Origin of the sequence: Pseudomonas taetrolens (assembly GCF_900475285.1) — a bacterium.
GTDB lineage: Bacteria > Pseudomonadota > Gammaproteobacteria > Pseudomonadales > Pseudomonadaceae > Aquipseudomonas > Aquipseudomonas taetrolens.
The window spans coordinates 2,895,999-2,919,931 of sequence record NZ_LS483370.1 but is presented as its reverse complement, the minus strand read 5'-3'; the positions used below and the strand labels follow the sequence as shown (position 1 = coordinate 2,919,931).

General features: G+C 60.3%; 20 protein-coding genes. 13 read left to right on the top strand and 7 right to left on the bottom strand.

Features of this window, described 5'->3' with window-relative positions:
• Positions 1 to 13 precede the first annotated feature (13 nt).
• The 7 genes from DQN55_RS13275 to DQN55_RS13245 all read left to right on the top strand — a co-directional run bounded on the left by DQN55_RS13275 (position 14) and on the right by DQN55_RS13245 (position 8,861).
• The gene (locus DQN55_RS13275) at positions 14 to 1,624 is read left to right on the top strand and encodes an ABC transporter substrate-binding protein (RefSeq protein ID WP_048382039.1); all 1,611 of its coding nucleotides are present in this window, start codon (positions 14 to 16) and stop codon (positions 1,622 to 1,624) included.
• A gap of 64 nt (positions 1,625 to 1,688) precedes the next feature.
• Positions 1,689 to 2,726 (top strand): ABC transporter permease, encoded by a 1,038-nt coding sequence (locus DQN55_RS13270; RefSeq protein WP_048382040.1) that lies wholly within the window; start codon positions 1,689 to 1,691, stop codon positions 2,724 to 2,726.
• Between the two features lie 44 nt (positions 2,727 to 2,770).
• On the top strand, positions 2,771 to 4,381 hold the full coding sequence (locus tag DQN55_RS13265) for an ABC transporter substrate-binding protein (protein WP_048382041.1): 1,611 nt from the start codon (positions 2,771 to 2,773) through the stop codon (positions 4,379 to 4,381).
• A gap of 61 nt (positions 4,382 to 4,442) precedes the next feature.
• Complete coding sequence (locus DQN55_RS13260) at positions 4,443 to 5,360, top strand: ABC transporter permease (protein ID WP_048382237.1); 918 nt, start codon at positions 4,443 to 4,445, stop codon at positions 5,358 to 5,360.
• 11 nt (positions 5,361 to 5,371) lie between these two features.
• Positions 5,372 to 6,211, top strand: a complete 840-nt coding sequence (locus DQN55_RS13255; RefSeq protein ID WP_048382042.1) for an ABC transporter ATP-binding protein — start codon at positions 5,372 to 5,374, stop codon at positions 6,209 to 6,211.
• An 11-nt stretch (positions 6,212 to 6,222) separates the two neighbouring features.
• Complete coding sequence (locus DQN55_RS13250) at positions 6,223 to 6,993, top strand: ABC transporter ATP-binding protein (protein WP_048382043.1); 771 nt, start codon at positions 6,223 to 6,225, stop codon at positions 6,991 to 6,993.
• 65 nt (positions 6,994 to 7,058) lie between these two features.
• Entirely contained in the window at positions 7,059 to 8,861 is a 1,803-nt protein-coding gene (locus tag DQN55_RS13245) for a glycosyl hydrolase family 28 protein (protein WP_048382044.1), read from the top strand.
• Positions 8,862 to 8,908: 47 nt separating this feature from the next.
• Here the strand turns inward: DQN55_RS13245 and DQN55_RS13240 are convergent, their stop codons facing one another.
• On the bottom strand, positions 8,909 to 10,624 hold the full coding sequence (locus tag DQN55_RS13240) for an amidase (protein WP_048382045.1): 1,716 nt from the start codon (positions 10,622 to 10,624) through the stop codon (positions 8,909 to 8,911).
• Positions 10,625 to 11,112: 488 nt separating this feature from the next.
• On the opposite strand from DQN55_RS13240, the gene DQN55_RS13235 reads away from it, so the two are divergent.
• Entirely contained in the window at positions 11,113 to 11,418 is a 306-nt protein-coding gene (locus tag DQN55_RS13235; RefSeq protein ID WP_048382046.1) for an NIPSNAP family protein, read from the top strand.
• Positions 11,419 to 11,850: 432 nt separating this feature from the next.
• Here DQN55_RS13235 and DQN55_RS13230 read toward each other — a convergent pair whose 3' ends face one another.
• Genes DQN55_RS13230 through DQN55_RS13220 form a run of 3 tightly spaced genes read right to left on the bottom strand, consistent with a single transcriptional unit; the run spans position 11,851 to position 16,230 of the window.
• Positions 11,851 to 13,434, bottom strand: coding sequence for an aldehyde dehydrogenase (NADP(+)) (locus tag DQN55_RS13230; protein WP_048382047.1), 1,584 nt, complete (start codon positions 13,432 to 13,434; stop codon positions 11,851 to 11,853).
• Positions 13,435 to 13,488: 54 nt separating this feature from the next.
• Positions 13,489 to 14,838, bottom strand: a complete 1,350-nt coding sequence (gene gudD, locus DQN55_RS13225; RefSeq protein ID WP_048382048.1) for a glucarate dehydratase — start codon at positions 14,836 to 14,838, stop codon at positions 13,489 to 13,491.
• A 39-nt stretch (positions 14,839 to 14,877) separates the two neighbouring features.
• Positions 14,878 to 16,230 carry an MFS transporter gene (locus DQN55_RS13220; protein WP_048382049.1) on the bottom strand — a complete coding sequence of 451 codons (1,353 nt, stop codon included), beginning with the start codon at positions 16,228 to 16,230 and terminating at the stop codon, positions 14,878 to 14,880.
• 514 nt (positions 16,231 to 16,744) lie between these two features.
• Here DQN55_RS13220 and DQN55_RS13215 point away from each other — a divergent pair.
• The 3 genes from DQN55_RS13215 (at position 16,745) to DQN55_RS13205 (ending at position 20,297) form a co-directional block, all read left to right on the top strand.
• Complete coding sequence (locus DQN55_RS13215; RefSeq protein WP_048382050.1) at positions 16,745 to 17,455, top strand: FadR/GntR family transcriptional regulator; 711 nt, start codon at positions 16,745 to 16,747, stop codon at positions 17,453 to 17,455.
• A 96-nt stretch (positions 17,456 to 17,551) separates the two neighbouring features.
• Entirely contained in the window at positions 17,552 to 17,905 is a 354-nt protein-coding gene (locus DQN55_RS13210; protein WP_048382238.1) for a hypothetical protein, read from the top strand.
• Positions 17,906 to 17,933: 28 nt separating this feature from the next.
• Positions 17,934 to 20,297 (top strand): DNA polymerase II, encoded by a 2,364-nt coding sequence (locus DQN55_RS13205; RefSeq protein WP_074703016.1) that lies wholly within the window; start codon positions 17,934 to 17,936, stop codon positions 20,295 to 20,297.
• On the opposite strand, the gene DQN55_RS13200 is transcribed toward DQN55_RS13205, so the two are convergent.
• Positions 20,294 to 20,572, bottom strand: coding sequence for a hypothetical protein (locus tag DQN55_RS13200; RefSeq protein WP_048382052.1), 279 nt, complete (start codon positions 20,570 to 20,572; stop codon positions 20,294 to 20,296). The genes DQN55_RS13205 and DQN55_RS13200 overlap by 4 nt on opposite strands.
• Before the next feature lie 174 nt (positions 20,573 to 20,746).
• Here DQN55_RS13200 and crcB (DQN55_RS13195) point away from each other — a divergent pair, with 174 nt between their 5' ends.
• Complete coding sequence (gene crcB, locus DQN55_RS13195; protein ID WP_048382053.1) at positions 20,747 to 21,127, top strand: fluoride efflux transporter CrcB; 381 nt, start codon at positions 20,747 to 20,749, stop codon at positions 21,125 to 21,127.
• 14 nt (positions 21,128 to 21,141) lie between these two features.
• The gene (crcB, locus tag DQN55_RS13190) at positions 21,142 to 21,546 is read left to right on the top strand and encodes a fluoride efflux transporter CrcB (protein WP_048382054.1); all 405 of its coding nucleotides are present in this window, start codon (positions 21,142 to 21,144) and stop codon (positions 21,544 to 21,546) included.
• A 62-nt stretch (positions 21,547 to 21,608) separates the two neighbouring features.
• Here crcB (DQN55_RS13190) and kch read toward each other — a convergent pair whose 3' ends face one another.
• Positions 21,609 to 22,784 (bottom strand): voltage-gated potassium channel protein, encoded by a 1,176-nt coding sequence (gene kch, locus DQN55_RS13185; protein WP_048382055.1) that lies wholly within the window; start codon positions 22,782 to 22,784, stop codon positions 21,609 to 21,611.
• Positions 22,785 to 22,917: 133 nt separating this feature from the next.
• Complete coding sequence (yut, locus tag DQN55_RS13180; protein WP_048382056.1) at positions 22,918 to 23,898, bottom strand: urea transporter; 981 nt, start codon at positions 23,896 to 23,898, stop codon at positions 22,918 to 22,920.
• Positions 23,899 to 23,933 lie beyond the last annotated feature (35 nt).

Below are 23,933 nucleotides of genomic sequence, written 5' to 3'. Positions count from 1 at the left end.
AGGCACTCTGACTATGAGCATTCTCCCTTCGCTGCTGGCGCGGGCACTGGTGGCTACCCTGGCGATCGGCGCCGTGCCGGCCGCAGTCGCCAAGACCCCTGGCGATCAATTGATTGTTGGCATGAGCATGATCAATCTACTGTCCCTGGACCCGGCTGCCGCCACCGGGCTGGACGTATCGGAGATCAACGCCAATCTCTACGACATGCTGCTGGTGCAGGATGTCGCCCGGCCGGATCAGTTGCTACCGGCCCTGGCCGAGCGCTGGCAGGTGAGCGATGACCGCAAGACCCTGACGTTCAACTTGCGTAACGATGTGAAATTCCAGTCGGGCAACCCGCTGAGCGCCGAAGACGTGGCCTGGTCACTGCAGCGTGTGCTCAAGCTTAATCTGGCGCTGGCCTCGACCTGGAAGGCCTACGGATTCAACGCCGACAACGTCGAGCGCTACATGCGCGCCACCGATGCCAGCACATTTGTCCTTGAACTGCCGCGGCCTACCGATCCGTTGCTGGTGCTCAATACCCTGGCGACGTCCCCCAGTGCTTTTATCCTGGACCGCAAAAAGGTCCTGGAGCATCAGAAGAACAACGACATGGGGGCTGCCTGGCTGGTGACGCATGCTGCGGGTAGTGGCGCCTTTATGCTCAATGACTGGCGCGCCAACGACGTCATCCTGATGAACCGTTTCGACGGGTACTGGGGTGGCCCGGCCAAGCTCAAGCGCATCGTCATGCGCAACATGACGGAATCGCAGTCCCTGCGGCTGATGATCGAACGCGGAGATCTGGACATCGCCAAGGGCATGTCGGCCCCGGATATCCAGGCCCTGCAAAGCAATGACAAGGTACGTACCCAGACCCTGCAGCGCGGCACCTTGTACTACGTAGCCCTCAGCGTGAAACAACCCGCGTTTGCCGATGCGCGGGTGCGCAAGGCCGTACGCTCGCTGATTGACTATCAGGGCATCAACCAGACGGTGATGCCGCACTATGGCCTGATTAATCAGCGTCCACTGCCTCTGGGCCTGTCGGCACGTCTGCCGGACCCGGGCTACCGCCTGAACGTCGAAGAAGCCAAAAAGCTGTTGGCTGAAGCCGGTTACCCCAATGGTTTCAAAACCAGCATCCGGGTGCTGACCGAGCCGCCGTTTATCAATATCGCCTCCAATCTGCAATCGACCCTGGCCCAGGCCGGCATCGAAGCCAGCATTATTACCGGCACCGGCAATCAGATTTACGGCGCCATGCGTGAGCGCAACTTCGACATCATCGTCGGCCGGGGCGGCGGCGGTGCCGAACGTCATCCTCATTCCAGTCTGCGCACCCTGGTGTACAACCCGGACAATCGTGACGAAGCCAAACTGAGCAATTTCCAGGGCTGGCGTACGTCGTTTTACAGCCCTGAACTGAACCAGTTGATCGAACGCGCCGAGGTCGAGCCGGATGCCAGCAAGCAACTGGCCCAGTACCGGCAGATCCAGGAACAGCTGGATCAACAGGTCAGCGCGATCCTGCCCGTGTCGCAGATGACCGACACCGTGCTGGTGTACGGCGACGTGACCGACTTCCAGGGCCATCCGGCCGCTACCACCCGTTATAAAGACGTCTACAAGAAGCGCTGAAAGTCGTGCGGGGCCTGGCCTCGCGCATTTGATCACGCGGTGACCGATTTATCAGGAGCTCTCTATGTTTGTATCCACTGCCTCCGTGATGGGGGCTCGTGCTTCCAATACTGCCCGGCGTGCCGGCACGGTCCTGGTGACCTTGCTCGGCCTGTTGGCGCTGACCTTTGTCATTGGCCGGGTCATGCCCCTTGACCCCGTACTGGCGGTGGTCGGGCCCGACGCCGACAGTTCAACCTACGATCAGGTGTACCGCTCCATGGGGCTGGACAAGCCGATCTGGACCCAGTTCGGTCTGTACCTCAATGACCTGTTGCACGGGGATTTCGGCAATGCGCTGCTGACCGGGCACCCGGTGCTGGATGACATCCGCCGGGTGTTTCCAGCGACCATCGAGCTGGCGACCCTGGCCATTCTGTTCGGCGTGCTCATCGGCTTGCCACTGGGCGTGTGTGCCGCCAGTAACCAGGGCCGCCTCGGCGACCACGTGGCCCGGGTGATTACCCTGTTCGGTTATTCCACACCAATTTTCTGGCTGGGCATGATGGGGCTTCTGGTGTTTTACGCCTGGCTCGGCTGGGCCGGTGGAGCAGGGCGCATTGACCTCGCCTACGACGGCATGGTGCCGGACGTCACCGGCCTGCTGCTGATCGACTCGATCCTGGCCCGTGACCAGGATGCCTTTTTCAGTGCCTTGCGCCATATCGTGCTGCCGGCTCTGATCCTGGGCCTCAACTCGGTGGCCTACATCAGCCGCATGACGCGCAGCTTCATGCTCGAACAGCTGTCCCAGGAATACATCATTACCGCCCGGGTCAAGGGCCTGTCCCGGCGCCAGGTGGTCTGGGGGCACGCCTTTCGCAACATTCTCGTGCAACTGCTGACGGTGGTGGCCCTGGCGTACGGCTCGCTGCTTGAAGGCGCGGTACTGATCGAAACGGTATTCGCCTGGCCCGGCTTTGGTCAGTACCTGACCAGCAGCCTGATGCTCGGCGACATGAATGCCGTCATGGGCTGTGTGCTGGTGATTGGCCTGATCTTCGTTGCGCTCAATCTGATCAGTGACGCCCTGTACAAGGTCTTCGACCCGCGTACCCGCTAAACGCTGTTGCAGCCTCCCACAACTATAAGAACAAGGAATTTTCAATGAAGTCTGCGTACTCGACGTTGTCCTTTGCCGTGCTGCTTGCCACGCTCGCCCTGGGGCCGATGGCAGTGGTCCAGGCCAAGACCCCGGCCGATCAGCTTATTGTCGGCATGAGCATGGTTAACCTGTTCTCCATTGACCCGGCCAATGCGCCCGGTCTGGATGCCTCGGGGGTCAATGCCAACCTCTATGACACGCTGATCAAGCGCGACCAGGGCAATCCGGAAAAGCATTTGCCACAACTGGCAGAACGCTGGGAAATCAGCGAGGACGGCAAACAGATCACTTTCCATCTGCGCCAGGACGTCACTTTTCACTCCGGTAACCGGTTGACGGCCGACGATGTGGCCTGGTCGCTGTACCGGGTGATGAAACTCAATTTCGGGCTGGCCACCACCTGGAAAGCCTATGGCTTCAATGTCGACAATATCCAGTCGCTGATTCGTGCCAGCGATGAGCACACGCTGGTGATCGATCTGCCGCAGGTCATGGATCCGCTGCTGCTGGTGGATTCCCTGGCGATCTCGCCCAGCGCGGTGGTGGTGGACCGCAAAACAGCCCTGGCACACGAAAAGGACGGTGATCTGGGGGCCGGCTGGCTTGTCACCCATGAAGCTGGCAGCGGCCCGTTTGTGCTGACCAAGTGGAGCGCCAATGACTCGCTGCTACTGACCCGTTTCGACGGTTACTGGGGCGGCCCGGCCAAGCTCAAGCGTGTGGTCGTACGGCACATGACCGAGTCCCAGTCGTTGCGCCTGATGCTGGAACGTGGCGACCTGGACATGGCCTACGGCATGGCGGCCCCGGACATCCGTGCAATCGACGGCTCGCCGGACGTGCAGGTGCAGTCGCTGCCACGGGGCACGATGTACTACGTGGCGATGAGCATGAAACAACCCGAATTCGCCCAGCCCAAGGTTCGTGAAGCCATACGCAACCTGATCGACTACAAAGGGCTTGATCAGCAGGTGATGCCCTATTACGGCACCCTCAACCAGCAACCGATGCAGTTGAACCTGCAAGCGCGGTTGCCGGACCCGGGCTACCACCTGGATCCAGCCAGGGCCCGGCAACTGCTGACCGAGGCCGGTTATCCGGAGGGCTTTAGCACCACCATTCGCACCTTGTCCGAACCACCGTTCATTGACATTGCGGCGCGCTTGCAATCAACCCTGGCCGAGGGCGGCATCAAGGCCTCGATCGTCACCGGCACCGGTAATCAGGTGTATGGCGCCATGCGTGCACGCAACTTCGAGATCATCGTTGCACGAGGCGCCGAGCGCTACCCGCATCCGTATTTCAGCTTGCGCACGTTTGCCTATAACCCCGACAACAGCGATGACGCCGGCCTGCCGAACTTTCAGGGCTGGCGTGCTTCGTTCTTCAGCCCGCCCATCAACAGCCTGATCGAGCAGGCCGGGGTTGAGCGTGACTCGACCCGGCGGGTGAGTCTGTATCACCAGGCCCAGACCCTGTACGACCAGCAGGTCGGGCCGATCATGATGATTTCGCAGATGACCGACACCGTGGTCAGCGCCGCTGACGTCAAGGGCTTTACCGGCGATGACGCCGAAGCCACGCGTTATCTGGGTGTCTACAAGCAACGCTGAGTGCCGTCGGGCGCGCCTGAGGGCCGCCCGGTGATTTTGATATCAATCCGAGAACATGCCGATGATTACCAACATGTCTTCTGTCGAGTCCACGGCCAAACGGCCGCTGGAGCGCACGCCGGGCTCCAGCTTCGATGCTTTTTGCAAGAGCAGCCTGCGGGTGCTGCATCACCTGTTGCGCAATCCCATGACCCTGGCCGGTTTGCTGGTGGCACTGCTGTTGATTGTGGTCGCCGCGTTCGCCCCGTGGATTGCTACCCATGATCCGGTGGCGCAAAACCTGGCCAACGCCTTGCAGGCGCCAGGTGCCGCTCACTGGTTCGGAACCGATGAATACGGGCGGGATATTTTCAGCCGTCTGGTCTATGGCTCGCGCATTACGCTGTACATCATCACGCTGGTCACCGTGATCGTCGGCCCCATCGGGTTGTTTATCGGCACGGTGTCGGGCTACTACGGCGGTATCGTCGACACGGTCTTCATGCGTGTGACCGATATCTTCATTTCGTTTCCCAGCCTGGTGCTGGCGCTGGCTTTTATCGCGGCTTTGGGCCCGGGGCTTGAGCATGCGGTGGTCGCCATTGCCTTGACCTCCTGGCCCCCCATTGCCCGATTGGCGCGGGCGGAAACCCTGTCCTTGCGCAACGCCGATTTTGTGGTCGCGGTGGAGCTCCAGGGCGCCTCGTCGTCGCGGATCATCCTGCGCCACATCGTGCCCATGTGCCTGTCATCGGTGATCATCCGCCTGACCATGAACATGGCCGGAATCATCCTCACCGCTGCGGCACTGGGCTTTCTCGGCCTCGGTGCCCAGGCGCCGTCGCCGGAGTGGGGCGCCATGATTTCCACCGGTCGGCGCTACATGCTCGAGTGCTGGTGGCTGGTAGCTGTACCGGGGGCCGCAATCATGCTGGTGAGCCTGGCGTTCAACCTGTTGGGCGATGGCCTGCGGGACATCCTCGATCCGCGTAGCGAGTAACTGGAGGCTTCATGTCTGCGATCAAATTAAACGTTGAAGGCCTGAACGTACGCTTCGTCAGCGGCCAGAAAGAGACTCACGCCGTGCGCGATGTGTCCTTCAGTCTGGGTCGGGAAAAGCTGGCCATTGTCGGTGAGTCCGGTTCGGGCAAGTCCACCGTCGGGCGCAGTCTCCTCAAGTTGCATCCCGCCAGTGCCAAAATTACCGCCAGGGCCCTGCAGTTCGCCGGTGTTGATCTGCTCTCGGCCAGCGAAAAGGCCATGCAGAAGATTCGCGGTCAGCGCATTTCCATGATCATGCAAGACCCCAAATACTCGTTGAATCCGGTGGTCAGGGTCGGCGACCAGATTGCCGAAGCCTACCTGGCGCACCACAAGGCCAGTCGTGCCGAGGCCCGCGAGCGGGTGCTGGAAATGCTGGAAAAAGTGCATATCCGCGATCCGCAACGGGTTTATAACCTTTACCCCCATGAAGTGTCCGGCGGCATGGGGCAGCGCATCATGATTGCGATGATGGTCATCACCCGGCCGGAAGTGATCATCGCCGATGAGCCGACTTCCGCCCTCGATGTGTCCGTGCGCCAACAAGTGCTCAACGTGCTTGAAACCCTGGTCGAAGAGCAGGAAATGGGGCTGATCTTTGTCAGTCACGACCTCAATCTGGTGCGCAATTACTGTGACCGGGTACTGGTGATGTATGCCGGTCGGGTGGTTGAGTCCCTTGCCGCCTGCGACTTGCAGCACGCCGAACATCCCTATACCCGTGGCCTGCTGGCTGCGCTGCCGAGCATGGACAATCGCCGAGTGCGCCTGCCGGTGCTGCAGCGTGACCCACTCTGGCTGACCCACTGAGGAACCTGATCATGTCCATGATTCAAGCCCGTTCGCTGAACCTGAGTTTCGGTGCAGGCGAAACCCTCAATCACGTGCTGCATGATGTCAACCTGAGCGTTGCCGATGGTGAGTCCTTTGGCCTGGTGGGGGAGTCCGGATCCGGCAAAACCACCGTGCTGCGCTGCCTGGCGGGGCAATACCGGCAATGGAGCGGTGAGCTGAGCATTGCCGGCGTTCCGTTGCAGCACAAGCTGTCCAGGGAGCACTTTCGCAAGGTGCAAATGGTGTTTCAGGACCCTTACGGCTCCTTGCACCCCCGTCACACCATCGACACCGCCCTGCGCGAGCCGCTGATCATTCACGGGGTCAGGGACAAGGACGACCGGATCAACGAAATCCTGATCAAGGTCGGCTTGAATGACAGCTTTCGTTACCGCTACCCGCACCAGCTGTCCGGTGGCCAGCGGCAGCGGGTGGCCATCGCCCGGGCCCTGATTCTTGAGCCGCGGGTCTTGCTGCTGGATGAGCCGACGTCGGCGCTGGATGTGTCGGTGCAGGCCGAGATTCTTAACCTGCTCACTGACCTGCGCGAGCGCGAGAAGCTGACGTACCTGATGGTGACCCACGACCTGGGCGTGGTGACGCACCTGTGTGACCGGGTGGCGGTGATGCAACAAGGCAAGATCGTTGAGCTGCTGGACAGCCGCTGCCTGAGCCAGGATCTGGCCGTGCACGACTATACGCGGATGCTGGTGCAGGCCAGTCGTGATTTCAGCCAGACATCTGTGGCGGCCGTGTAGCTGCGGTGTCACCCGTGCCCTCCGGCAGAGGAGGGCTTCAGACAGGCACGTACAAGGAAAACAACATGCCGTATCAAACGTGCGCAGCAATGGCCTCGCGCTCGGTTCTGGCGCTACTGGCGCTTGGCGCAAGTGTGCCGGCGTGGGCCGTGCAGGCGCCGACGAAGGTGCAAGTGCCAACGCTGGCCTTTGATGATCAGTCGATCATTCTGGTCTGGGAAAAGCCCGCCGACCACAGCGCCATCAAGGACTATCGGGTATACGCCAACGGCGTCCTGCTGGGCAGCAGCAACGCCAATAACGACCGGGTTTCGCCGGCAAAGCCGTACATCGACCGCTTCTACGAGCAAGACCGGGACAACTTTCACCATCGAATCGGCATTCACAGTTACACCGCTCAAGGCCTCAAACCTGACACCCAGTACCGGTTCACGGTGCGCTCGGTGGCGGCTGATGGCCTGGAGTCCGTCGACAGTCCGGTGGTCATCCAGCGTACAACACCGGTGCCGGTGGTGTTTGATGTGAAAAAGTACGGCGCACGGGGCGACGGCAAGCACCTCGATACACAGGCCATTCAACGGGCCATCGATGCCTGCACACCCGGCTGCAAGGTGCTGCTGCCCGAGGGCCGGTACAAGAGCGGGGCGCTTTATCTCAAGAGCAACATGACCCTGGAAATCACCGCCGGTGCGACCTTGCTCGGCTCGGAGCGGGCCGAAGATTATCCCTTGGCCGGGTATATCCAGTATCCGTATTCCAGCACCGTGCGCCCGGCTTCCCTGATCAATGCCTTGCCCCGGGATCCTCACCGGCACCAAGGGTTTGAAAACATCCGCATCGTTGGCCAGGGAACCCTCGACGGCAATGGCTGGAAGCGCAAGGCCGATACGCTGGACGAGCTTGGACAGCCGTTGCCGTTCTACCTGCCCAGCGATAACACGCGCTTCATGGAGGACGGCATTCTGGCCAGGGCCCAAGTGGAGCAGGCCATCGCCCGAGGCATGAACACCAAGGATGCCTATGGGCAAATGCGCTCTTCGCTGATCACCCTGCGCAATGTGAAGAATGTTTTCTATGGTGGCTTCACCGTCTTGAACCCCGCGTTCCACGGGATCATGAACCTTGAGACCGAAAACGTGGTGCTGGCCAATACCACGCATAAGACCTACGACGCCAACAACGGTGATGGCATCGAGTTTGCCAACAGCAAGGGGGCGATGGTGTTCAATAACTTTTTTGATACCGGCGATGATTGCGTCAATTTTGCCGCCGGCACCGGCGCCGAAGCGGTTCATCAAAAGCCCCAGGAGGACGCCTGGATCTTCAACAACTTCTTCCGCAAGGGGCATGGCATGGTGGTTGCGGGCAGCCATACCGGGGCCTGGATTCAAAATATCCTGGCCGAGGACAACGTGTCGGATGGAACCGATGCCGGGCTGCGCATGAAGAGCACGAACTTCATGGATGGTGGTGCACGCCAGGTGATCTTTCGCGACTCAGCCATGCGCAACACGGTCAAACAGGCATTCGTGTTTACCCTTGATTACAACGATCCCAACGCCAAGCTCGATTATCGGCGCTCGACGGTACCCGGGCAGTTCCGTGATATCCGGGTGAGCGATGTGACGGTCGAGAATGCCCGCGGGGCGGCGCTCGAGGTCAAGGGCGACAGCAAAAGCAACGCTTATCATGCCGGGCTGGTATTCGAACGGGTGCGTTTCAAAGGCCCTGCAACGGCCCGCATCGATGGTTTGAAAGACTCGCACTTCAATCAGGTGGTGTTCAGCGAAAACGCCGGCGCCAATCCCTGGCATGTCATCGACAGCCCGGGACTGACGTTCGAGGAGGTGACGCCGCAGCCGCTGTAGACCTGCAGTTGCAATGGCGGCAACGCAGATCTACAGGTCATCTCTGCTTAGTGCCCGGCTGTCGACAAAGGCGGTGTGCGAGGCGGGATGACCCGTTTCGAGCCGGTGGCTTCGAAGGCCGAGCCGAAGCGCAGCAGGTTCGAGTCGTCGTAGGCGCGCCCGGCAAAGGTCAGGCCCACGGGCATGCCGATATCGGCCATGACGCCCATGGGGACGGTCACGGTCGGCACCCCCAGGTGACGAATCGCCAGGTTGCCGTTGGCCACCCAAACGCCGTTGCTCCAGGCAATGTCGGCAGACGCCGGATTGACATCGGCATCCGCCGGCCCCACATCGGCCACCGTCGGGAACAGCACCGCATCCAGCCCGAGTCGATCCATCCACTCTTCAAGGTCGATGCGTCGTGTCTGCTCCAACCCCCGCAGTCCGTCCGGCAGCGTGTCGATCTCGTTCCACGGGGTGATGCCGCGCTCGGCCATGCGCACATATTCGTCCATGCCGGCAGCCAGTTCATCTTCACGGTTAGGCAGGGTGCCCGGATCGTGAGGGAAAATCAGCGGGCCATCGACGTCGGCCAGGCGGTTCAGTTTCGGGTCGCCGTTGGCTTGCAGAAAGTCATCGAATGCCCAGGCCGACAGGTCCCACAACTCATGGTGCAGGAACGCTTTGGACACCAAACCGCGGGTAAACACGGTCGGTGCGCCGGGGCGATCGCCCTCGCAGTTGGAGACCAGCGGGAAGTCCACTTCGATCACTTCAGCGCCCCGGGCTTCGAGGGCTTTGCGCGCGTCTTGCCACAGCGCGATCACCGAGGCGCGGGTGATGATCCGCTGCCCGGTCGGGCCACCGATGCCCGGTGCTTCTGCGGTACCGGCCTCGGGGTCGGCATTGATGTACATGCGCGGCACGCCGAAACGCTTGCCCACCAGCGTATCGGCGGTGGCCGCCAGTTCCGGATAGGACGCGGGACGTACCGAAGCCACGGTCGGAATTGGCACCCAAGGCTGCATCCGCCACAGATCGCCGCGGGTGTCAGGGTCGTGCGCCACCACCACGTCGAGCACTTCAAGCAGGTCGGCCATGGTTCGGGCAAACGGCACCACAACATCCATGGTCGGGGTCAACGGCCAGTTGCCACGCACCGAAATCACCCCGCGTGACGGCGTGTAGGCGCACAGGCCATTGTTGGACGCCGGGCCGCGTCCGCTGGACCAGGTTTCTTCGGCCAGGCCGAAGGCTGCAAAACTGGCCGCCGTTGCGGTGCCGGCACCGTTGGATGAGCCGGATGCGAACGGGGCGGTGAGGTAGTCGGCGTTGTACGGGCTCTCGGCACGGCCGTAAACCCCGCGCTGCATGCCGCCGTTGGCCATTGGCGGCATATTGGTCTTGCCCAGACAGATGGCCCCCGCCGCGCGCAAGCGTTCGATGGTGAAGGCATCGCGATACGCAATCAGGTCTTTGAAGGCCGGGCTGCCGGAGGCGGCAGTGAGGCCCTTGACCAGGTAGCTGTCCTTGGCGGTGTAGGGGATGCCGTCCAGCGGGCCCAGCGTCTGCCCCGTGCTGCGTCGGGCATCGGCCGCGGCGGCCTCTTCGAGGGCGACAGGGTTAGGCACGATCACCGCATTGAGGGCGGTGGCCGTCTGCGGGCCGTCGTAAGCATCGATCCTGGCGAGGTAGGCCTGAACCAATTCAACCGAGGTTGTCTGGCCAGATTCGAGCGCAGCCCGTAGTTGGGCAATGGAAACCTCAGTGACTTCGATCATGCACTTACCGCTGATTGATGGTGGGGGGCCGCAGAGCTTATCGAAGATACGGCCTGCTCAGCCACCCCATGTGTCATCCAGAGACGCTAATGTTCACCACAGTTTCCAGGTGTAATCGACATTCACCCGCAGTTCGTTGTCGTCCATAGCGTACTTGCCAGCTGCGTTCTTTGGGATTGAGGAACTCGGCGTATGGTAGTACCTGAGGGTCAGTTGGGCGAGCCGACCGACCTCTTCTGGTAATCGGTGGAATCACGCAGGAGCCTCGTCAACGGCTACGGGGATCCTGTAGCCGCTGCCGAAGGCTGCGCCGGGTTTGAAGGCCCTTCAGGTCTTGTCGCAGCCTGCGGTAGCTACACCATAGGTGACCCGTAACGTCCGGCGGCGCAGCAGTCGTAAACGGACGTAGCCGTTACCGTCAGCCTGTATTGACCTTTTCCAGGGCTCAGGAATAGTCTCGATTTCCTTTGAATCCATGGAATGATGAAATGATCACCTGCCACCTTCGCTACATCATTGACCCTTACAAGCTGGCTGAATTTGAAGTGTATGGCCGTCTCTGGATCCCGCTCGTGGAGAAGTTCGGCGGTCAGCACCATGGCTATTTCCTGCCTTCGGAAGGGGCGAACAATATTGCCCTGGCGATGTTTTCGTTTCCCAGCCTGGCGACCTACGAACACTATCGCGAACAGTCCCGGGCAGATGCCGAATGCGTGGCTGCCTTTCAATATGCCGTAGACACCCGCTGCATCCTGAGTTACGAGCGGACGTTCTTCCGGCCGGTGTTCGAGTAACGGGTTTTCGTTGCTTTCCAGGCGGGCTTTGCGTGCACGCATGAATCGGCGTCAAGCGCCATTCATCCAGGGGCTGAACTCGCCAGTCAATGGCCTTTTGCAATTATCAAAAAGACCAAAACCAATAAAAAAGTGTGGATATGTAATGACTTAAGTCAGTATAAAATTGAAATGAATGGTGCAAAATATCTTGTTACCAGTTGTGACCATGGGTTAATATCGCCCTGCGTTCACCTACCACGGTTTATGCATTTTTAAGCCCCAAGTTTCCATCAGCTACTTGGGCTTTTTTTTGCCCGAAATTTGACATTGGATCCAATATTTTCAGCGGGCACAAAAAAGGCAGCGGATCGCTGCCTGATGCCGGTCAGTCACGTCAGCGGCTGTGCAGGAGCGAGCATGCCCACTCCTGCAGTTGCAGCCGCCTGGGTGTTAGCCGATCGAAGCTGAATTCCACTCGCCATTGACCAGTCGTTGCACGTTCAGCGGGTTGCTGTTTTGCAGGGCTTGCGGCAGCAGTTCATCCGGGTAGTTCTGGTAGCACACCGGACGCAGGAACCGATCGATGGCCAGCGAGCCGACCGATGTGCCGCGTGCATCCGAGGTGGCCGGGTAGGGGCCGCCGTGAACCATGGCATCGCAGACTTCGACGCCGGTCGGGTAGCCATTGACCAGAATCCGGCCGACCTTTTGCTCAAGGATCGGCACCAGCCACTGGTAGCTCTTGAGGTCATCCGCTTCGCCAATCAGGGTGGCCGTCAGTTGCCCGCGCAGTGCCAGCAGAGCGGCTTTGAGCTGAGCATCATCCTCGACTTCGATAATGATCGTGGTCGGGCCAAACACTTCTTCCTGCAGCAGCGGGTCGCGTTTGAGTAGCAGGCTGACATCGGCTTTGAACAACTGCGGCTGGGCTTGCGCTCCCGATTGGGCATGCCCCGCAAGGTGAGTGATGCCGGCATGGTCGAGCAGGTGCGCGACCCCTTTGGCGTAGTTGCGCAAGCCGCCTGCATTGAGCAGTGTGTGCGCAGCCTGCTCGGCCATGTGCTGGCGCAGTTGCTCGATAAATCCGCTGAAGCCGGGTGAGCGCAGGCCGATCACCAGTCCCGGGTTGGTGCAGAACTGGCCGCCACCCAGCGTGACCGATGCCGCCAGATCCTTGGCCACGGTGGTGCCGCGAGCGGCGAGGGCTTGTGGCAAAACGATCACCGGGTTGATGCTCGACATCTCGGCGAACACCGGGATCGGCTGCTCGCGTTCGGCCGCCATTTTGCTCAGGGCGTTGCCGCCATGCAGCGAGCCGGTAAACCCCACCGCCTGGATGGCCGGGTGCTTGATCAGCCGCTCACCGACCCCGGCGCCGAAAATCATGTTGAACACGCCCTTGGGCATGCCGGTCTTTTCAGCGGCACGGATGATGGCGCAGCCCACCTGGTCGGCGGTCGCCATATGCCCGCTGTGGGCTTTGAAGACTACCGGGCAGCCAGCCGCAAGGGCCGAGGCGGTATCGCCACCGGCGGTGGAAAAGGCCAGTGGGAAGTTGCTGGCCCCGAACACGGCGACCGGGCCGACGCCGATCCGGTACTGACGCAGGTCGACCCGCGGCAGCGGTTTGCGCTCCGGCAAGGCCAGGTCGATCCGCGCCCCCAAAAAGTCGCCGCGTCGCAGTACTTTGGCGAACAGGCGCATCTGGCCGCTGGTGCGACCGCGCTCACCTTGAATGCGCGCGGCCGGCAACGCGGTTTCGCGGCAGACAAGGGCCACGAAGTCGTCACCCAGTTGATCGATTTCATCAGCAATGGCTTCGAGGAATTCGGCACGACGCTCGGGCTTGAGTTGGCGGAACTCGGCAAAGGCCTCATCGGCGGCATTGGCTGCGTTGTCCACTTCTTCGGGTGTCGCTTGGTAAAAGCGCGCAGGCAAAGCCTCGCCCGTGCTGGCATCAAGGCTTTCAAGGGTGATGGTGCCCGCGGCGCTACGGCGACCGCCGATAAAGTTGTGGCCTGTTACAGTCGACATCGATTCAATCCTCGCTTTAGACGCTGTTGGATCCGGTACCGGGCGCAAGGACACTCAGCGCACCAGACACGGTTTTTTGTTGTCGTACTTCCAGCCAGGGATAAGGTACTGCATGGCGACGCTGTCGTCCCGCGCACCGAGCCCCATCCCTTTATAAAGTTCATGGGCCTTGGCCACTGCATCCATGTCGATGTCCACGCCCAAGCCCGGTTTGGCCGGCACATTAATGTGACCGTCGACAATCTGCAGGGATTCACGTGTCAGGCGCTGGCCGTCCTGCCAGATCCAGTGCGTATCAATGGCGGTGATGTCACCCGGTGCCGCCGCCGCAACCTGGGTGAACATCGCCAGGGATATATCAAAGTGGTTGTTGGAGTGCGAGCCCCAGGTCAGGCCCCATTCGTGGCACATCTGCGCCACGCGTACCGAGCCTTGCATGGTCCAGAAGTGTGGGTCGGCGAGGGGAATGTCGACCGATTGCAGCTGAATCGCGTGGCCCATTTCACGCCAGTCGGTGGCGATCATGTTGGTGGCGGTCGGCAGGCCGGTAGCGCGCCGGAACTCAGCCATGACTTCACGGCCCGAGTAACCGTTTTCAGCGCCGCACGGGTCCTCGGCGTACGCTAGCACTTTGTGCTGGTCGCGGCACAGGGCGATGGCTTCCTTGAGTGACCAGGCGCCATTCGGGTCAAGCGTAATACGCGCATTCGGGAAACGTTCGGCCAGGGCGGTCACGGCTTCGATTTCTTCGGCGCCGCGCAGTACGCCGCCCTTGAGCTTGAAGTCATTGAAACCATATTTGGCCTGCGCGGCTTCGGCCAGGCGAACCACAGCTTCGGGTGTCATTGCCTGCTCGTGACGGAGGCGGAACCAGTCATCGGCCTGCGCTTCATGGCGGTAGGCCAGGTCGGTCTGCTGACTGTCGCCAATGTAAAACAGATAGCCCAGCATCTTCACCGCGTCGCGCTGCTGGCCTTCGCCGAGCAGGGCCGCGACCGGCACCTCGAGGAACTGCCCGAGCAAGTCGAGGAGGGCGGCTTCCATTGCGGTGACCGCATGGATGGTAATGCGCAGGTCAAAGGTTTGCAGACCGCGGCCTGCCGAGTCGCGGGCGGCAAAGGTGGTGCGCATCGCATTGAGGATGCGCTGATAGTTGCCGATGGGTTGCCCGACCACCAGGCTGCGGGCGTCTTCGAGGGTTTCGCGGATGCGTTCACCGCCGGGTACTTCGCCGACCCCGATATTGCCGCTGCTGTCCTTGAGGATAACGATGTTGCGGGTGAAGAAAGGGCCGTGTGCGCCGCTGAGGTTGAGCAGCATGCTGTCATGGCCGGCCACCGGAATGACCTGGAGGCTGGTGACGATCGGGGCTTTTGCAGTGTGGTGTTGGTGTTCGGCGTTCATGGTGTGTTCCTTGAAAAGAGTCAGGGGCTGGCTGATCGATTAAACAGGTGTCGAGGCGGGTTGCAGTGCGCCAGGAACCGCAGCGCTAGGCTTGGGTCTGGTTTTGGCAAAGAACACGATGATTGCCGCGATGATGGAGGTCCCGGCCAGGCCATAGAGCCCACCCTGGATCGATCCGGTGGTTTGTTCCAGAAAGCCGAAGGTGGTGGGTGCTACGAAGCCGCCGAGGTTGCCGACAGAGTTGATCAGCGCGATCACCGCCGCTGCGATGCGCGCATCCAGATAGGCCTGCGGTATTGGCCAGAACAGCGCCGAAGCCGATTTAAAACCGATGGCCGCAAAGCAAATGGCAATAAAGGCGAAGATCGGCCCGCCGGTGGTCGACAGGAACATGCCCAGGGCTGCAATCAGCAGGGCGCTGGCAATCCAGGCCTGCTGGAACTTGAACTTGCTGGCCAGCGAAGCAAAGACGTACATGGCGACAATCGAGATCAGCCACGGAATCGAGTTGAAAAAGCCCACCTGAATATCACTCAGGTCACCCATCTTCTTGATGATGCTCGGCAGCCAGAATGTCGCGGCATAAATGGTCAGCTGGATACAGAAATAAATCGCGCAGAACAGCATGATCTGACGGTCCTTGAGCAGGGTGCCCAGGCTTGGCTTGACCGTATTGAGGGCATCACGCTCGCGCTGCTCGCGGTCGATTTCGTTGACCAGTGCATCTTGTTCCGCACGGCTGAGCCATTTTGCGTCATGGGGTTTGGAGTCCAGCCAGAACCACACGAAGAAGCACAGCAGCACCGAAGCCATGCCTTCAATGATGTACATCCACTGCCAGCCATGCAGGCCCAGGCCGGTGATCTGCAGCAATAGGCCCGACAGCGGGCCGGAGATCAGGGAGGCCAGGGCCGAACCGCTGAGGAAGATTGCAATCGCTTTGCCGCGCTCGGCGCCCGGCAGCCAGCGGGTGAAGTAATAGATCACCCCGGGGAAGAAGCCGGCCTCGGCTACACCCAGTAAAAAACGCAGGATGTAGAAGTGGGTTTCGTTCTGGATAAAGGCCATCAGCGTAGCGGTGATGCCCCAGGTGAACATGATCCGGGTCAGCCAGATCCGTGCCCCGACTTTTTGCAGCAGCATGTTGGACGGCACTTCAAACAGCGCATAACCGATGAAAAACAGGCCGGCGCCCAGTCCGTAGGCAGCGGCACCAATCCCCAGGTCGTGCTCCATGTGGGTACGGACAAAGCCGATGTTGACGCGGTCGATGTAGTTGACGATAAACATGATGACGAAGAGCGGCAGGATGTGCGCCTTCACTTTTTTGATTGCGCGCGCCAGGACAAGGTCGTTGTCGGGCGCAGCAGACACGTGGCTGGAAGTGTTCACAGTTCAAAACCCCACTGATTATTGTTATGCGGGTGTGATGTGCCGGTGGCCGGGCCTCCGGCGTGACGGGTCGCTAGTGCGAGCCGTGAGGCGGCTGTGCAAAGTGCCTGAGTGAGGGGCAGGGCAAGGGGCGTTTGTGTGTTTGAGAGGTCATGGTCTGGACAGCCTGCGTCGCGAATTATTATTGGGAATAGCGTTGTGGTGTCGATGATGTTGACAGACATCATACGAGTTGGCTTTTCACCTCGCAATGCCCGCCAGCCAACGAAAAAGCTATAAAAAGTCTATTTTTAATGTGATTTAGCGGGTTTTAAGGCGATTTAGAGCGGCTGTATAGCGTTGTTGGCGGTGGACTCAAGATTGAAGCATCGCAAGGCTGAATCAGGGAGAATGACTTTTTAAACGTATAACGGCAACTTGTCAGACATGTATGATGGGTGTGCCAGCGCATCAGTGCTAAGGCTGGTTGCCAGCCTGATGCTAGTATTGGCCGCCTTACTGGAAGGGATCCCCCATGCAAGACACCCACCGCGCACCGATTCGCAAGCGCATGCCTGGACTGGCCCATGACATCGTGGCCGACCTGACCCAGCAAATCCTGCTGGGGCAAATTGCACCCGGCGATAAACTGCCCTCCGAATCGACGATCGTGCGCAACTACGGTGTCAGCCGAACGGTGGTGCGTGAGGCGATCTCCAAACTGCAGGCCTCCGGGCTCGTCGAAACCCGACACGGGGTGGGCACCTTTGCGCTGGAGCGCAGTGAACGCAATGGCATCCACCTGAGCAGTGACACCGCAGCCAGCGTGCGCGGGATCATTGAGCTGCGCATGGGCCTTGAAACCCAGGCCGCCGCCCTGGCAGCCAAGCGCCGCACCGAAACGCAACTGTTGCAAATGCGCCAGGCACTGGATGACTACCAGCACTCGCTGGCCCATAACGACAGCAGTGTTGAAGCCGACCTGCAATTCCACCGCTTGATTGCCCAGGCCACCGGCAACGCGTACTTCACGGACATCATTTCCCAGCTCGGGCGTTCAGCCATCCCCCGTACCCGGATCAATGACGACGAGCGCGGCGATGCCGATTTACTGAAGCTGGGGCAAATGGCAATCCTCGAACATGAAGCGATCCTGAAGGCGATTCGCCGCCAGGATCCCGACGCCGCCCGCGCCGCCATGCTGCTGCACTTGAGCAACAGCCTGGAACGCATGGCCGTGGAGTGATGGCCCGCCTGTGCATTCGGTTGTGCCTGTGGGCACCGGTCGACGAATCGAGGCAGGCCGCATGTTATGGTGCTCCCCTTTTTTGAGGGCTATCCGATGCGAATGCTGATTGGCGCTGTGAGCCTGGCCATGCTGGCCGGTTGTGTATCCCCTGCGATGAATGAAGCCCGCAGCAAAAGCCCGACCCGTGTCCTGGCGTCACAAAAGCCGACCGCGCTGGTGGCCGAGTGCGTGCAGTTCTCGTGGCAGGACGAAGCGGTGTTCGGTGTTGACGCCAGCGGCTATATAAACACCGACAAAACCGGGGCGATGACCGTCTACACCCGTGGCGGTGAATCCTTCGCCGACCTGGTGCCTCAAGGCGCGGGTACCGCTGTGAGTTATTACGCAGCCAAGCCTGACGACAGCGTGGCCCTGCGCCGTTTAGCCATGCTGGCGACGTGTCTGTAACCCGGCAACGGTCTTTGAGGCGGCTGTGGTGGACCTGAGACAGGGGTTTGTCCTGACCCGGCATTGGCGTGATACGCCGTCGGGCATTGAAGTCGAGTTCTGGCTGGCCACGGATACCGGGCCGCAGCGTGTGCGCCTGCCTTATCAGACCTGTGTCGGGTTTATCCCGGCCGCGCAGCGCGAGCAGGCCCGGGCGTTGTTGCACGATGAGCGTCATGTCGAGTTCCGTGATCTGGCGCTGCAGGACTTTCAGTCACGCCCGGTTATCGGCCTGTATTGCCGCCAGCAGGCGCAACTGATGGACATTGCCCAGCGTCTGCGGCGGGCCGGGGTCGATGTGTATGAGGCGGACATACGCCCGCCGGAACGCTACTTGATGGAGCGCTTCATCACCGCCCCGGTGAGTTTCGGCGGTCGTGTCGAGGTTGACGGTTCGCTGTCCGGCACGCGGATGAAAGCCCATCCCGATTACCGCCCGCGTCTGAAACTGCTGTCGCTGGACATCGAAACCAGTGCCCAGGGCGATCTGTATTGCATCGGCCTTGAAGGTTGCGGCCAGCGCCAGGTGTACATGTTGGGCAAGCCCTCCGAGGCTGACGCGCCTGTCGATTTCAACCTTGAGTATTGCGCCACGCGTGCCGAGTTGTTGCAACGCCTCAATCAGTGGCTGGCGCAGCATGACCCGGACGCGATCATCGGTTGGAACGTTATTCAGTTTGACCTGCGGGTGCTGCACGAACATGCGCGCCGACTGGGCATTCCGCTGTTGCTGGGGCGGGGCGGCAGCGAGATGCAATGGCGCGAGCACGGCACCCGCAAAAACCATTTTTTCGCCAGCGCGGAAGGCCGTCTGATCATCGATGGCATCGAGGCTCTGCGCTCGGCCACGTGGTCGTTCCCTTCCTTCAGTCTGGAAAACGTCGCCCAGACTTTGCTTGGCGAAGGCAAGGACATCAGCACGCCTTACCAGCGCATGGATGAAATCAACCGCATGTTTGCCGAGGACAAGCCGTCACTGGCGCGCTACAACCTGAAGGACTGCGAACTGGTGACGCGGATTTTCGAGAAAACCGAGCTGCTGACCTTCCTTCTGGAGCGCGCTTCGGTCACGGGGCTGGAGGCGGACCGCAGTGGCGGCTCGGTGGCGGCTTTTTATCACCTGTACATGCCGTTGATGCACCGCCAGGGCTTTGTCGCCCCCAACCTCGGTGAGAAGCCGCCTCAGGCCAGCCCGGGAGGCTTTGTCATGGAGTCGCAGCCGGGTCTGTACGAATCGGTGCTGGTGCTCGATTACAAAAGTCTTTATCCCTCGATCATTCGTACGTTTCTGATCGACCCGCTGGGGCTGGTCGAGGGGCTGCGGGAACCGGGCGATGAGGCCTCGGTCCCGGGCTTTCGCGGGGCACGCTTTTCGCGGACCCGGCATTGCCTGCCCGCCATCGTCGAGCGTGTGGCCAACGGGCGCGAGATCGCCAAGCGCGAACACAATGCGCCGCTGTCGCAAGCGCTGAAGATCATCATGAATGCTTTTTACGGGGTACTGGGTTCCAGCGGCTGTCGTTTCTTTGATACACGGCTGGCCTCGTCCATCACCCTGCGGGGCCATGAAATCATGCTCAAGACCCGGGCGCTGATCGAAGCCCGGGGTTACAGCGTGATCTACGGCGACACCGACTCCACCTTCGTCTGGCTGCGCAGCGAACACAGCGAAGCTGACGCAGCACGTATCGGCCGCGAACTGGTGGAGCACGTCAATCAATGGTGGCAGGTCCATGTGCGGGACGAGTACGGGCTCACCAGCGCGCTTGAGCTCCAGTTTGAAACTCATTACAGCCGGTTTTTGATGCCGACCATTCGCGGTGCCGAAGAGGGCAGCAAAAAGCGCTATGCCGGACTGGTAACGGGCGCTGACGGACGCAGCGAGATGGTCTACAAAGGCCTGGAAACCGTACGCAGCGACTGGTCGCCCCTGGCCCAGCAATTTCAGCAAGCGCTTTACCTGCGCATCTTCAATCGCCAGCCCTATCAGGACTTCGTCCGCGACTTTGTGCGCAGCACCCTGGCGGGCGAGCACGATGAGCTGCTCATCTACCGCAAGCGCCTGCGTCGTCCGCTGAGTGACTACGAGCGCAATGTGCCGCCCCACGTGCGTGCGGCGCGACTGGCCGACGACTACAACGACCGTCACGGTCGGCCTCGCCAATACCAGAATGGCGGCACGATCCGTTACGTAATCACCGTGGCCGGCCCGCAGCCGCTGGAAAACCTGTCAGCGGCGGTGGACTACGAACATTACCTGACGCGTCAGCTACAACCGGTAGCGGACGCCATTCTGGTGTTCGTCGACGATGACTTCAGCGCCCTGGTGGGCGGGCAGATGGGGCTGTTTTAAACGTCGCTGGCGGGCGTAGCGGCCTTGGAACGGGCGCGATCCTTGGCCGCCTTGGCCTCGGCGGCGAGGGATTCCAGACAAAACTGCTCAGCGTAAGACATCAGGATTTCGGTGGTGTCGCCCTTGATCGTGCGGGAGCCGGCCAGGATGTAGCGCATGCGTTTTTCCGTCACGCCGATGCGCAGGGCAATCCAGGCGGGCGTCTGGCCGATGCGGTCGACCAGTTTGTTCGCGTATTCGGTGGAGTGGTTGTAGCGTTCAGCGTTGGGAAACATAGGGGTTCCATGAAGGGGAATCAGAGCAGGGCGGCAGGGTACTCCTTTTTGGCGGGGGCGCCTGTTTTTAAACGTATTGGCTGATCAGAGGCGGTCTGAGCCGGCCGGACGCCGCATCCGGGTTTTATCGTCTAGAGTTCCCCCCACTAACCAACAGGCACGAGAGGGATTTTCATGACTGCGCTGGATGTTTTCTGGGTCGGGCTGGGCGGCGGTCTGGGGTCGTTGTTGCGATGGTGGATCGGACTGCGGGTCGGTGAACTGTACAAAGGCAAATTCCCGCTGGGTACGTTTTTGATCAACGTCAGCGGTGCCTTTGTCATCGGTTATTTGAGCATTCTATTCACCGTGGATTGGCGCGACCGCTACGGCGATGTGATGAACGCGGCCGTGCTGACCGGCATTCTCGGGGGGTACACGACGTTCAGCAGCATGCAACTGGATGCCGCCAAACTGGCCAATGCGAGGGATCGGGCACTGGCCGCTGGCTATCTGGTTATTTCGGTCGTGGTGGGCTTGGCCGCCGCCGCATTCGGCGCCTGGCTGGCGCGCTGACAAGGAGCAGGATCATGCTGAACATGATTATTTTGATTTTCGTCGGCGGAGCGTTTGGCGCCATGTGCCGGGAATTCGTGATGTTGTCGGTGCCGCGTCTGGCCGATGGTTTTCCAATGGATATTTTTGTCGCCAATATCGTGGCTGCATTCCTGCTGGGTGTGGCGACTTCGCTGTTCAAGAGCAACCGGATCAACCAGTACGTCCATGTGATGGTCGGCACCGGGATCATGGGGGGGCTTTCAACGTTCTCCAGCTTTGTCTTTGGTGCGGTCGAAATGATGGGTGAGCCAGGTGCATTGCTGGTCTCTATCGGTTATCTGGTGGCCAGCCTGGTGGTCGGTTTTGCAGCGGTTGAACTCGGCCTGTTCGCAGGTGCCAGGGGCACACCTCAACCGGCAGCCGATACGCCGCGATAACCGTTTCAAGGCCGACAAAAAAGCCCTCGCAGTCGAGGGCTTTTTTGGGGGTGTGAGAAAACTCAGCCCAGTGAGGTCCGCTTGCCGAAGAACATCTCGGTGATCAGGTCGTTATTGATCGTATCGCCCTGCAGGGTGCGAACCAGCAACTCGCTGCCCAGCAGCGGCAGCGAGAGCACCATGGTCGGGTTGACGCGTTTGACCTTGGGCATGTTCCGGGATTCGTTGACCAGAGCGATGATCTGAGTCTCTTCGCCGGCGACTTCTTTGGCGGCGAGGATGGTAAATACGTTTTCGGCATCGTTGTCGCACAGGGTCACAATGTATTTGGCGTCTGCGGCTCCGGCCAGATGCAGGGTTGAAGCCGACGACGGATCGCCTTCAATGATGTCTGCCTTCTCTGGCAGGTCGTGCTGACTGCCGGGAGGGCATACAACGGTCACATGTTCGCCGCGCTCGGACAGCCCTTTGTAGACGTTCTGTGCCAGTGAGCCAATGCCGACGAGGATGTAATGATTTTTACGGGCCATGTGGGTAATCCTGCCTTTAACGATGCGTTGGATGTTGTTGCTGATCAGCGGGCCGGCAATGGACGCCACCGAGATCGCGAAGATGGTGATGCCCAGAATGATCACTGTCAGGGTGAAGAACCGGGCATCGGTGGTGTGCGGGACAATGTCGCCAAAGCCCACCGTCGACATGACCACAATGGCGAAATAGAACGCGGTGGGCAGGTCAGTGACCGCCGGTGCGAACTGTTCACCCAGATAGAGCGTGCCAAGGGTGCTGTAGACGATCAGCGAAGCGATGCTGACTACCGCAAAGAAGCTGCCGGTGGCCAGGCTGTAGTGATCGAACTGGCGCCAGTAAAAGATCAGCACGGCAATTGTGACAAGTGAGAAGAAGGTACTGGGGTACGTTTTTTTCAGGATGAAAAAATCAACGCAGACGGTTGCCAGCAGCAGCAGTAACGCGAAGAACCAGCTGATGCGTGACTTGATCAGCAGTCCCAGCGACATCAGGATCAGCACGAAGCCAACCACAAAGCCAGGAATCTCCAACAGGGCTAAAAAGCTCAGGGCCTCCTTCCAGGTATCAAAGGAGCCGGAAGCTGCATTGGCGTGAGCAACCCCGCGCTGCAACACCGGCATGAACAATAGGAACCCATTGATGGCCACCAGCAGGGCGACCCCATAGGCAAAGGATATTTTGGTTTTTACGTCCTGTAATAAAGTCATAGTGCCTACGACGCGTCTGTTAAAGGGTGGATGGAGTGTAGGTCCGTTTCGGCGGGCTGACGTTGACCGCTCAATGCAGTGTCTGTATTCATCACGTATTGGCCTCGAGGTCCCTGCAGCAAGTATGAAGGAGTCATTGTCGGTGTACCGGCATCACCTCTTTGTTCGGCACCAGGAACAGCCACGAGGCCAGAACAAAAGGCATGGTCAATGTCGGGATACCGACAGGGGCCAGCAGGGTATTCAAAGCGCCCTGGACGAACACCGTGAAAATGACCCCGATTACCGTGTAGATCAGTACCCGCCAACTGGGCTGGTTGAACGTCGAGCCCAGGGCAATGGCGGTCAGGACGGCGCTGAACGCGTACATGCCATTGTCGATGCTGGTCTGCTCGGCTCCCAGCACCGAGGCCGTCAGCACTGCCAGCAAGGCGCCGCACACGGCAAACACCGCAGCCCACAGCGACTCGACCGCCAGGCCCACCAGCAGGAGCAAGCTGGCGATCAGACTGCTGAGCAGAAACACTTCGGATATGCCGTTGAGCACTCCGGCAAAGAAATGTGAGGCAGAAGCCGCCGCACTTGAGGCTTGAAGCAGTTCGTGGGGCAAGTCCGGAGTGGGCAGGGCGTTGGCATGCAGTTCGGTAAAAGCATAGCTGGACAGCAAGACCGTCCAGGTCACCAGTACGAACGGTGCGGTGAGGGCCGCGACTTTCCAGGTCTTGAGAACATCGGCGATGCACAGGGTCACGATCACCGACACCACGCCCCCCATGATGATGCACAGCCACAGAATCGGCGAGACATCGAGGAAGGTCGGTAATGCGGCCCCCACCAGGCAGCCGTTATAGCCATACAGCCCGGCCTTCCAGGATGTGCGGTCCTTGACGTTCAAGCCCGCGAACGTGGCTGCGACGGTACCCAGCACACTGCCGTAGGCCACGGCGGGGTTGTTTTCGCCATACGCGCCGACGAAGATCGCAATGAAGAAGAGCAACCCGGTCAGCGGATTGTTCTGGAACATGACCTGAGCGCAACCGCGTAGCGTGACGTCAATAAATTCAAGCACGACGTTGCCATCCGCCACTTTTGACCATCTGGATGCAGTTTCCATATCGACTCTCCCAATCTGAAGCAGCTGACGAGCAA